An 11,572-nucleotide genomic window follows, 5' to 3' on the forward strand; every position below is an offset into this window, starting at 1 on the left:
AAGACCTCTTTGATCCCTAAAGACCGTTGTCGCTTGCCAGCGACCGGTACAGTTGCGATAATTCGGCGTCCAATTTCAGAAAGTTAAGGTTAGGTCCATCGTCGACCCTGCGGTGTTCGTGGGGCGCATTCGTTTGTGAGAATTTCGTGTAACATGGCTGAGAAACGCAATATCTTCCTTGTAGGGCCTATGGGTGCGGGCAAGAGCACCATCGGTAAATACCTAGCGCAGCAACTGCATATGGAGTTTTATGACTCCGACCATGAAATTGAGCGCCGTACCGGTGCCGATATCAGCTGGGTATTTGATGTCGAAGGCGAAGAAGGCTTTCGCGACCGTGAAGAAAAAGTCATCAACGACCTGAGTGAGTTGCAGGGCATAGTGTTGGCGACCGGCGGTGGTTCTATCAAAAGCAAAGAGAGCCGTAATCGGTTGTCGGCGCGTGGCATCGTTATCTACCTAGAAACGCCGGTAGAGAAACAACTGGCTCGCGTACAGAAAGACAAACGCCGCCCGCTGCTACAAACAGAAGAAGCACCGGAAGACGTGCTGACGCGATTAGCGGCTGAGCGTAACGAATTGTATTTAGAAATTGCCGATTATGTGGTGCGTACCGACGAGCAAGGCGCCAAGCTGGTTGCCAATCATATTGTCGAGCTGATCGGCTTGTAGGCCTGGAGATCCATGGAAAGGTTAACCGTAAGTTTGGGTGAGCGCAGCTACCCCATCCTCATTGCCGAGCATCTGCTCACCCAAGGTGAGCTGTTGCGCAATGCTATTAGTGGCAGCAAAGTCATGGTGGTCACCAATGAAGTGGTGGCGCCCTTGTACCTAGACACCTTGCTGGCGGCGCTTGCGCCCCTGCACGTTGAGAGTTTGGTGCTGCCCGATGGTGAGCAGTTTAAGAGCCTAGACACCTTTAATCAGGTGATGAGTGCCTTACTGGCGGGTAATCATGGCCGCGACACTACCATGATCGCCTTAGGTGGCGGTGTGATTGGTGATCTAACTGGCTTTGCTGCCGCTTGTTATCAGCGTGGCGTGCCTTTTATTCAGGTGCCTACCACCTTATTGGCGCAAGTCGACTCCTCGGTGGGCGGCAAAACGGCGGTTAACCATCCCTTAGGTAAAAACATGATAGGTGCTTTCTATCAGCCGCAATTAGTGCTGATCGACACCTTGTGCTTGCAAACCTTGCCCGCGCGGGAATTTGCCGCCGGTCTGGCCGAAGTCATTAAATACGGCATTATTTGGGATGCAGACTTCTTTAGCTGGCTTGAGCAAAATGTGGTGCGCTTACAACAGTTAGAGCCCTGCGCCTTGAGTTATGCCATTCGCCGCTGCTGCGAGATTAAAGCCGACATGGTGGGCCGTGACGAGCGTGAGCACGGTGTGCGCGCTCTTTTGAATCTTGGACACACTTTTGGCCATGCCATCGAAGCCGAAATGGGGTATGGCAACTGGTTACATGGCGAAGCTGTGGCGGTGGGCATGGTGCAAGCCTGCTACATGGCGCGCTTACGCGGCGAGATGACAGATGAGCAAGTTGAGCGCGTTAAGCAACTGTTGCTGGCAGCCAAACTGCCAATCACAGGCCCTGAAACCATGGGTCTAAGTCAATATCTGCCGCACATGATGCGTGATAAGAAGGTATTGGCCGGTCAATTACGCTTGGTATTACCGCTCGGTATTGGCAGTGCTCAGGTGGTCAGTGACGTCACCGAACAACAGTTAGGCTTGGTGGTGTCGGAATCCTCGGTGTGACCGATACCGTAAGTTTACCTTTTTCTTCTCAGCAGCAGCTGCTTGCGCGGCTGCGCCATCTTTCCCGCCTTGAAACCGACTTTATCTTACTTACTGGCCCTGAAGGGGCGGGTAAGACTCACTTAGCTAACTTATTTCTCGAGCAAACTAGCCTCAGCTATCCGGTACTATTGGATGCGAAAGCCCTCGACAGCCACGACCGTTTTCGTGAAGCGCTACTCAGACAGTGGTTTTCAGGGGCGATTTTTGATCCACAAGACTCGCTCGTCGATTCCATGACGCGGCTCTTGGGGCAGAGCCTACACAAGCGCTTGTTGATAGTAGACAACGGCGCTTGGTTGACGGATATTCAACTGCAAGAACTGGTGCAAGTCTATGCCACCTTGCCGGCGTCGCTGCGGCCTTTTATGCTGTTGCTGGGCACGGCCGAGTGGGCAATGCAGGTTCGCCAGTCACTTGATGAGGCCATGCAAGCTCAAGTATTGGAAGTGGAAGTGCCACCGTTAACTTTGGCTGACCAACAGCAGTTATGGCAAGCCTTAACATTTCAGCCACCCCCAGAGACCGCTTTGGATATTGATTATCCGGGTCAGGTTATCGACATGATGGAGCCCCAGATGAACATAGAAAATTATCGTCACCTGCTAGAGCAGAAGTCTGTTAAAGCACTGCTTACTGTCTTGATAGTGGTACTGTTATTAATAGTGATCGTCAGTTTAACTAGCGGCCCTGATAAGCCTGAGCTGGCGCAGTCTTCACCTGACGAGCTGGTGCTGCCTACACCTGTACCTAATGGCATATCGCCGACCAGTATCGGCGAGCCGCTGTCACCCAATTCGGCACTGAGTGGTGCCCCGCAATTGGATGCGAATGGTAATCCTGTGCTCGGCAATGACATTAATGACAACGACATTAATGATAACGATATAGTACAACCATGGGCCAATGCTCAGTTGCCAGAGACTCCCAGCATAGCCGCCACCGACACCCAAACGCCGATTGATGGTGATAAAGAGCGGGTCGTTATCGAGGATGAAGTGGTTAACCAGTTGATGCAACGCCAGCCTAACGCAGAGCATGCCCAAGCCGCACCCGCTAAGCCTACGCCACCTGCACCGCCTAAGCCGGTTGCCTCTCAACCTCAGCCAGCTAAACCTGTGGCCGTTAGCCAAAATGCAGGCGCACGCGCTAATTTAGGCAGTGTGGCGGATTTGAAACAAAAATCGGCTCAGCGATACACCTTGCAGTTGTTAGCCGGGCGCAATAAATCGGTATTAGAAGCGCTAGTGAGCCAACATAAACTCAATCCGGCATGGATTTATCCGCGCACCATAGATGGCCAGCCCTGGTTTGTGTTAGTCCAAGGCGACTATGTGTCGGCTAAGCAAGCACGTGACGCGGTGAAGGGGTTACCATCTGAATTACAAGCAGCTAAACCTTGGCCTAAACCCTTTTCTCAAGCACAAAAAGAAATCACGCCCTAGTCATCACAGTGGCTAATGGTTACAATGCGCGCCCTTTATTGGTTCGGCTTTAATGACAATTTTCAGCTTCAATGACAACTGCGGCGTCAATGACAACAATGACTAAAACTCGGGCGTTCTTAAAATGGGCCGGTGGCAAATACGGCCTAGTAGAAAGCATCAATGCGCGTTTGCCCGAAGGTCGTGTCTTGGTCGAACCTTTTATGGGTGCGGGATCGGTATTCTTAAACTCAAATTTTGAGTCCTACTTACTGGCGGATATCAACGCGGATTTAATTCATCTCTACGAGTTGCTGAAAAGTCAGCCCGAGGTGTTTATCCGTGAAGCGTCGGCCTTGTTTGTGCCTACCAATAACGATAAAGCTGCCTATTACGACTATCGGATTGCCTTTAATCAAGAGCAAGACCGCTTTCGCCGCGCCTTACTGTTTCTCTACTTAAATCGTCATGGTTACAACGGCTTATGTCGCTATAACAAGAGTGGCGGTTTTAACGTGCCCTTTGGTGCCTATAAAAAGCCGTATTTTCCTGAGCGCGAGCTGTGGTTTTTTGCCGAAAAAGCGCAAAAAGCAACCTTCGTCTGCCAAAGTTACGCCGAAGTATTTGCGCAGGCTCAAGCGGATCAAGTGTTTTATTGTGACCCGCCATATGCGCCCTTATCGACCAGCGGTTTTACCACCTATGCGGCCAACGGCTTCACGCTAGACGATCAAGCCATACTTGCCCGCTTAGCCCGCGAAACCGCCGCTAAAGGCGTGCCGGTATTAGTGAGCAATCACGATATCGAACTCACCCGTGAATTATATCGTGGCGCGGACCTACAGGTGATTTCAGTCAAGCGCACCATCAGCCGCAACGCCCTCAACCGCAAACGTGTTGACGAATTGTTAGCATTGTTTACTGAGCATGATGTGGCAGACAGCGCCGAGCAAGCAGCGCCGAGCGCCAAGCTAAACCAAGACCCAACAGAGCAAAACCTATATCTGCCACGGAACCCACAGAAGAACACGGAAAAATAGTGATCAGATCTGAAAAAGTCCTTAATGGGTACCTGATTACTTATGAACCTCAGCCATTATGCGCCCTGTTTCAGTTTGTTCTTTTGTAGCTGCCGGTCTAGCTCCAAGGTCAAATTGTCTGGCTTTTGTAGCAGCCCGCCTCTTTCGTAAAGAGGACTTCGGCTGGCCAGCTTTGCTGCATCAGAATCTACGTTGCAGATTTTCGCGGCTAAAGCACGCTACTACATCCGTGCACCATATGAACTTAATTAACCATTCAACATTGCCCTTATAGCGGCAGCGCTTGGTGCTCTGCGCGGATTTGAGTTAGAATTGAACGGTTTTTTGTGCCTATGGAACCCCCCTATGACCGACTACCTGATTGCCCCCTCTATTTTGTCTGCTGACTTTGCCCGTTTAGGAGAGGAAGTGGACCGCGTGCTCCAGGCGGGAGCCGATGTGGTGCACTTTGATGTAATGGATAACCATTACGTGCCCAACCTCACCATAGGCCCTATGGTTTGCCAAGCGCTGCGCAATTACGGCATTACCGCCCCCATAGATGTGCATTTGATGGTGAAACCGGTCGATAGTTTAGTGCCGCAGTTTGCCAAGGCGGGCGCCTCTATTATCACGTTTCACCCCGAAGCTTCTGAGCATATCGACCGCACCTTAAGTTTGATTAAAGAGCAGGGCTGTCAGGCAGGCTTGGTGTTTAATCCCGCCACGCCGTTAAGCTATTTAGAATACGTGATGGATAAAGTAGATGTGATCTTACTGATGTCGGTGAACCCTGGCTTTGGCGGCCAGTCCTTTATTGACGGTACCTTAGATAAACTGCGCCAAGTGCGTCGCATGATTGATGATAGTGGCCGGCAAATTCGCCTAGAGATCGACGGCGGCGTTAAAGTTGAAAACATTCGTGCCATTGCAGAAGCCGGTGCCGATATGTTTGTGGCTGGCTCGGCTATTTTCAGCCAACCCGACTATAAGGCGGTGATCGATCAAATGCGCCGTGAGTTGGCCCACGTTAATGCCAAGTAATGAGATAAATAAGCTGAGTAATATCCAGCTGGTGCAGTTTGATTTAGACGGCACCTTACTCGACAGCTTGCCGCAGCTGTGGCAGGCGGTAAATATCATGCTCAACCAGCTAGGGTTTGCCCAAGTCACAGCAGAGGTGGTACAGCTCTGGATCGGCAATGGTGCCGACAAGCTAGTGGAGCGTGCGCTGACCGACGCGCTTGGCCAAACGCCGAGTGAGCGTGAGCAACAAGCTGCTCGCTCGGGCTTTGATGCAGCTTATGACAGTGTCGCTGAGCACAAAATAGTGTTGTATCCGGGGGTGCTCGATACCTTAAGTCAGCTTAACGCTCTGGGTAAAACGCTGGCTTTAGTGACCAATAAGCCGTATCGCTTCGTGCCGGCTATTTTGGCTAGCGCAGGTATTGATGGATATTTTTCCCATGTATTAGGCGGCGACAGCTTGGCACAAAAGAAGCCTGATCCCGCGCCTTTATTACATGTGTGTCAAACGCTTAATATTGCGCCTGAGCACAGCATTATGGTGGGTGATTCTGAAAACGACGTGCTGGCCGCCAAGGCCGCAGGCATGCGCGTGGTTGGATTAACCTACGGCTATAACTATGGGCGCAATATCGCCGACAGCAAACCCGACTGGGTGTTAGATAACATTCAAGGGCTGCTCGATTTACTGAAGTCATAGCACCGAGCGTTAAGCACAATATTCGCCTGCAGCATAAATGCAGGCGCAGCTGAAGCATCGCCTACATACGTGCAATATGGCGTAATTTGTAATCGCTATTTTAGTTGCTAAATCTTTTTCTTATATCAAAAACAAACATTAAAAATGTGCACACAAGGAACAGCATAATGGTTGATCAGCAAGCTAAGGCTTCGGCCAAACCCATCGTCTTTAGCGGTGCCCAACCATCGGGCCAGCTCACTATAGGTAACTACATGGGTGCGCTTCGCCAATGGGTGACCATGCAGCAAGACTATGACTGCTTGTATTGCATCGTTGACCTGCATGCCATTACCGTGCGCCAAGATCCGAAAGCGCTACGCGCAGCTTGCCTAGATGCGGCGGCGTTATACTTGGCTATTGGCTTGGATCCTGAGCAGAGCACTATTTTTATTCAGTCCCATGTGCCTGAGCACGCGCAGCTGGCGTGGGTGCTCAATTGTTATACCCAGTTTGGCGAATTGTCGCGCATGACGCAGTTTAAAGATAAATCCAGCCGTTATGCGGAAAACATCAATGCCGGCTTATTTACCTATCCCGCATTGATGGCCGCCGATATTTTGCTTTATCAAACCAGCCAAGTGCCTGTGGGTAATGATCAAAAACAGCATCTGGAATTATCTCGAGATGTGGCCTATCGTTTTAACCAGCTTTATGGCGAGATATTTACCGTGCCTGAGCCGTTTATTCCGGTAGATGGCGCGCGCATCATGAGCTTGCAAGAGCCGACCAAGAAGATGTCTAAGTCAGACGAAAACGTGAATAACTTTATTGGCCTGCTAGAAGACCCTAAGGTGATCGCCAAGAAGCTAAAGCGGGCAGTAACTGACTCAGAAGAGCCTGCAGTGGTGCGCTTTGATGTAGAAAATAAGCCTGGCGTGTCAAATCTGCTAACCTTAATGTCTGGTGCCAGTGGCCGCAGCATCAAAGAATTAGAGCAGCACTTTGAAGGCAAGATGTATGGCCATTTAAAAACCGAAACCGCCGATGCGGTGCTGACTATGTTGGCCCCCATTCAAGCACGCTTTCATGAGTTACGTGCCGATGAAGCAGGCTTATGTAAGATATTGTCGCTTGGCGCTGATAAGGCCCGAGCCAAAGCTGCGCACACCTTAGAAACTGTATATGATGTGCTTGGTTTCGTACCTCGAAGCCGCTAATGATTAAGGGGCCTTATGGCTCCTTTTTGGACACTTTACTTGGACTTATACCCTTTGATGACTGGAACACAGCCCCTTGAGAGCGACTTAATCGATAAATTATATTGGTTACGCAAATTTCGCATGGCTAAAAATGAGAAAACCTTAGAGCTGATGGTTTCTAAAGTGATTGATGATTATCACACTCGCACCGCCGTGGTCGCCGCAATTTATTTGGCTGAATGCCAGCGCGAACGCGAACTGGCCCAAGGTCGTCTGCTCGCAAGTTAACTTGGCAGTTGAGCTAATGCGAATGCTTAATTTTTAATTAAACATTAAATCATTAAAAATTCAGCATTTGAGTTTTAGCTAATACCTGTCAAAACTTTACATTATTGTCACTCCTTCACTCAAGGTTTCTAATATGCGCTTTTACAAAACGGGCCTCACACTGCTAGCCGCCATGGTGTTAACTGCTTGCTCCTCTAAAACGGCTGACATTACGACCAAAATCGCGGTAGTCCATGGCCCAACTAGCATAGTGAATGGTAACGCTAAAAGTGCAGACGACATTACCGTCACCACGCCTTACTTTGCCTTTGCCTTATCTCAAGGTGCATTAGTTGACTTAGCTATGGTCAAAGAGGGCGCTTACACCAAAGACTTAGTGCAATCGGTTGACTTCGCCTCCGGTGCGGGTGAGCTGAAGTTCGAAAAAATCGAGATAGTAAAACACACGTCCGACGAGTTGCTGATCCAAGTTACTCGTAACTGGAATGGCCACAACGTGCTGAGTACTTATGAAGTACACAAAAACTATCCCGGCGTTAAGCTGACGACCAAGCTGCAAGACACGGTAAAAGAAACCTTGTTTGCCGGTTATCAGTTGGAGCGCAACCAAGCCATCGATAACACAAATGTGGCAAGCTATAACGACATGACGCGCATGGTACGTAATCACTGGACCGCAGCTCAGTTGCAAAATGATATCAGTGAGCTGTATGAGACTGACGATCTGCGTCGTTCATATACGACTAAAAACACCGAATTTAGCGCTTGGTTAAGTGTTGGCTCGCTGGGTAACTTACAAAGCGATAAGCAATTTTATACCAGCACCAGCCCCCAAGCGGAACTGGGCTTGTTTGATTTAAAGCCGACCACGGGCAACTTTGAAAACTACCTGTCAGTGATGCGCCAGCGTTGGGACAGAGGCGAGCGCGTGTACTTAAACGCCGGACCTTTGCTGAAAAATGCCAAGCAAGCCAGTGGCAAAGTCTACGCTTATACTCCTAAAGGCAGTATTACCGCTGACTTCGCGCGCTCCGCCGCCCGTGGCCACAGCTTCGTCAGCTTTGGTCCAGAAGTGTACCCGCTGACCACCAATTTTGGTGGCGAGGCGAAAGCCTTTAGTAAAACCGAAGTAGAGTTCCGCTCTGAAGTGGGTCTTGCTAAAGCTGAAATCTGGTTAGACGGTGTACAAGTAGCCGGCTGGAAAATTAACGGTGCCAAATTGTTTAGAACCGGCGTACCCGTGCCACCAAACCGCACTTGGATGCAATGGATAGTAGAAGACGTACAAGGTAACAAAGCTTACTCAAATCCTATTTGGGTTAAATAAGTGACTTAAGCGTCTAACGTAAAGCAAAGTTAAAAAGCCGCGAAGTTCGCGGCTTTTTTGTTTTTTATTGTCCAATATTAAAAGTTAACGCTCCTGCGCTGCTGCTCCTACGCTGCGAGTTAACCCGGATGCCCATCCGCTCTGGGCTTGGTCAATATTGGCCAATAAACCCAGCAAAAAAGTCCGTAGGCAATAATCCAACAGGCGGCACTGCTGTGATACGCCTGCATAGTCATCATGGGCGCTATCATGGGGAGCAGACTGCGTAATAGAGCTGCTAGTATGATGAAAGCAAAAGCGACCACCATAATGCGGGTTATTTCCAGCGGTCGGCCGGAATGTCCTAAGGAGACGCGGGCAATCATGCCTAAGATCACCGCACCCAAGGCGCCGGCCGTTAACCAATGGCTTGCCAAAGAAACGCTAATACCCATCTTTAGTAAGGCTGCAGCCAAGGCCAACAAGCCCAGTGGAATAAAAAAGTAGCCTAAGTAGAGGATCCACAGCAACGGCACCTTAGTGGTGACTTTATAGTTCCAGCGACTTAAGCGAACCAGATGCGCGATTGCTGTTACAGCTAATAGTAGTGCTAACAAAGCGTTGGCCGCAGGAGTGCGAGGCAGGAGTAACCAAGCCAACGCAGATATCCAGATAGAAACTAAGCTCAGCTTCTCTAACCAGACAATCGGCTCAATCTTAGGTGTCTGAGTGGCGCGCGCAGTAAAGAAGGGGAATACTCGACCACCCATTACGGTGATCAAGGCACTCAGCGCTAACACAGTGGTAATGAAGACTCGCTCACTTAGCAGCCAATTATCACTGACGGCGGCGTAATAGCTCAATGCGTTAAGCAGCGTGAAAAATACAAATAAAGGCACGAAGAACAAATTACGCCATTGCTTAGTCTTCAATATAGGTTGAGCCAGCATGCCGGCGACTATAGGCAGCCATAATAAATCCAGCGCTATTACTAATCCATTAAGCTCACCGCGCAACGGCATCAATAGACGGGGTAATAGCCAAAGACCCGCTACCACAGCCAAAGGCCAACTCTTAATGCCGGGCACACCGGTCCAGTTTTGCATAGCTGTGGTGACGAAGCCCGCCACTATAGCTAGGGCAAAGCCAAACAACATTTCATGAGCGTGCCACCAAATAGGGTTTTTTACACCAGGCAGTACGGCGAAATCAGAAAGGCTTAGCGCCCATAACAGCATTGCTCCCGCAGAAAACAAAGCCCCCCCTAAGAAGAACACCCGAAAGCCCAGTCTGAAGATGGGCCATATCTTGTTCTCTTTATTAGTATCCAGTATTTGCATCAGCAGTTACCTTATTGGCACTTAAATATAAGTATTTAATATGCACATTATAGGAAGTGGCCATAAAAACAATCTGATCCACATCACAATAAGCCTTGAGTTACGACTGGTTGTTGTATTAATAAACAATACGTTCAATTAACAAGCGAGCGGTCAGTAATTGCCATTTTTCTGCTATAAAGCCCTTGCGCTAAAACGAGAGCTCCCTATAATGCGCACCACTGACATGGAGCAAGGCGCTCACGGTCACAAGGGTTTGAGAAAACGACATTAAGTTTGAAACAAACACTTGACGAATACTACGGATTGCGTAGAATACGCATCCCGACCTGAGACACGGTCACGCTCTTTAACAATTTATCAAGCAAACTGTGTGGGCACTCGCAGGCTGTTGAGAACAAAATAATATTGTTTTTCAATGTCTGTTGAAGTGCACCTAGAAATAGAAGTACATCAGGTATTCATTGAGCATCAAGTCTTTAATTGAAGAGTTTGATCATGGCTCAGATTGAACGCTGGCGGCAGGCCTAACACATGCAAGTCGAGCGGTAACAGGAGATAGCTTGCTATTTTGCTGACGAGCGGCGGACGGGTGAGTAATGCTTGGGGATCTGCCCATTCGAGGGGGATAACCATTGGAAACGATGGCTAATACCGCATACGCCCTACGGGGGAAAGCAGGGGACCTTCGGGCCTTGCGCGATTGGATGAACCCAAGTGAGATTAGCTTGTTGGTGAGGTAATGGCTCACCAAGGCGACGATCTCTAACTGGTCTGAGAGGATGACCAGTCACACTGGGACTGAGACACGGCCCAGACTCCTACGGGAGGCAGCAGTGGGGAATATTGGACAATGGGCGCAAGCCTGATCCAGCCATGCCGCGTGTGTGAAGAAGGCCTTCGGGTTGTAAAGCACTTTCAGTGGTGAGGAAAGGTGGCAGCTTAATACGTTGTTGCTGTGACGTTAACCACAGAAGAAGCACCGGCTAACTCCGTGCCAGCAGCCGCGGTAATACGGAGGGTGCAAGCGTTAATCGGAATAACTGGGCGTAAAGCGCACGCAGGCGGTTTGTTAAGCCAGATGTGAAAGCCCCGAGCTCAACTCGGGAACTGCATTTGGAACTGGCAAACTAGAGTCTTGTAGAGGGGGGTAGAATTTCCAGTGTAGCGGTGAAATGCGTAGAGATTGGAAGGAATACCAGTGGCGAAGGCGGCCCCCTGGACAAAGACTGACGCTCATGTGCGAAAGCGTGGGGAGCAAACAGGATTAGATACCCTGGTAGTCCACGCTGTAAACGATGTCAACTTGAAGTCTGTGTCCTTGTGACGTGGGTTTCGGAGCTAACGCATTAAGTTGACCGCCTGGGGAGTACGGCCGCAAGGTTAAAACTCAAATGAATTGACGGGGGCCCGCACAAGCGGTGGAGCATGTGGTTTAATTCGATGCAACGCGAAGAACCTTACCTACCCTTGACATACAGCGAA

General features: G+C 49.8%; 10 protein-coding genes and 1 rRNA gene. 10 read left to right on the forward strand and 1 reads right to left on the reverse strand.

Annotated elements, in window-relative coordinates; all coding sequences use genetic code 11:
- Positions 1 to 153 precede the first annotated feature (153 nt).
- From aroK to ACEN2G_RS08135, 9 genes are all read left to right on the forward strand, one after another.
- Positions 154 to 672: a shikimate kinase AroK gene (gene aroK / locus ACEN2G_RS08095; RefSeq protein WP_442020975.1), complete on the forward strand. Its 519-nt coding sequence runs from the start codon at positions 154 to 156 to the stop codon at positions 670 to 672.
- Between the two features lie 12 nt (positions 673 to 684).
- A complete protein-coding gene (gene aroB, locus ACEN2G_RS08100) occupies positions 685 to 1,764 on the forward strand; it encodes a 3-dehydroquinate synthase (RefSeq protein ID WP_442020976.1) in 1,080 nt (359 codons plus the stop codon).
- A complete protein-coding gene (locus ACEN2G_RS08105) occupies positions 1,761 to 3,248 on the forward strand; it encodes an SPOR domain-containing protein (RefSeq protein WP_442020977.1) in 1,488 nt (495 codons plus the stop codon). Before aroB ends, ACEN2G_RS08105 begins: the two co-directional genes overlap by 4 nt.
- A 98-nt stretch (positions 3,249 to 3,346) precedes the next feature.
- Positions 3,347 to 4,267, forward strand: a complete 921-nt coding sequence (locus ACEN2G_RS08110) for a Dam family site-specific DNA-(adenine-N6)-methyltransferase (RefSeq protein ID WP_442020978.1) — start codon at positions 3,347 to 3,349, stop codon at positions 4,265 to 4,267.
- Between the two features lie 345 nt (positions 4,268 to 4,612).
- Complete coding sequence (rpe, locus tag ACEN2G_RS08115) at positions 4,613 to 5,290, forward strand: ribulose-phosphate 3-epimerase (protein ID WP_442020979.1); 678 nt, start codon at positions 4,613 to 4,615, stop codon at positions 5,288 to 5,290.
- The gene (locus ACEN2G_RS08120) at positions 5,280 to 5,972 is read left to right on the forward strand and encodes a phosphoglycolate phosphatase (RefSeq protein ID WP_442020980.1); all 693 of its coding nucleotides are present in this window, start codon (positions 5,280 to 5,282) and stop codon (positions 5,970 to 5,972) included. Before rpe ends, ACEN2G_RS08120 begins: the two co-directional genes overlap by 11 nt.
- Positions 5,973 to 6,139: 167 nt before the next feature.
- The gene (trpS, locus tag ACEN2G_RS08125; protein ID WP_442020981.1) at positions 6,140 to 7,171 is read left to right on the forward strand and encodes a tryptophan--tRNA ligase; all 1,032 of its coding nucleotides are present in this window, start codon (positions 6,140 to 6,142) and stop codon (positions 7,169 to 7,171) included.
- A gap of 57 nt (positions 7,172 to 7,228) precedes the next feature.
- The gene (locus ACEN2G_RS08130; RefSeq protein WP_442020982.1) at positions 7,229 to 7,441 is read left to right on the forward strand and encodes a hypothetical protein; all 213 of its coding nucleotides are present in this window, start codon (positions 7,229 to 7,231) and stop codon (positions 7,439 to 7,441) included.
- Positions 7,442 to 7,574: 133 nt separating this feature from the next.
- Entirely contained in the window at positions 7,575 to 8,768 is a 1,194-nt protein-coding gene (locus ACEN2G_RS08135) for a hypothetical protein (RefSeq protein ID WP_442020983.1), read from the forward strand.
- Between the two features lie 119 nt (positions 8,769 to 8,887).
- On the opposite strand, the gene ACEN2G_RS08140 is transcribed toward ACEN2G_RS08135, so the two are convergent.
- On the reverse strand, positions 8,888 to 10,090 hold the full coding sequence (locus tag ACEN2G_RS08140) for an NnrS family protein (protein ID WP_442020985.1): 1,203 nt from the start codon (positions 10,088 to 10,090) through the stop codon (positions 8,888 to 8,890).
- A gap of 477 nt (positions 10,091 to 10,567) precedes the next feature.
- Between ACEN2G_RS08140 and ACEN2G_RS08145 the strand changes: the two genes are divergently transcribed.
- A 16S ribosomal RNA gene (locus tag ACEN2G_RS08145) occupies positions 10,568 to 11,572 on the forward strand; the annotation flags it as partial.

The sequence above is a fragment of the Oceanisphaera sp. W20_SRM_FM3 genome (assembly GCF_052119705.1).
In the GTDB taxonomy this organism is placed as follows: domain Bacteria; phylum Pseudomonadota; class Gammaproteobacteria; order Enterobacterales; family Aeromonadaceae; genus Oceanimonas.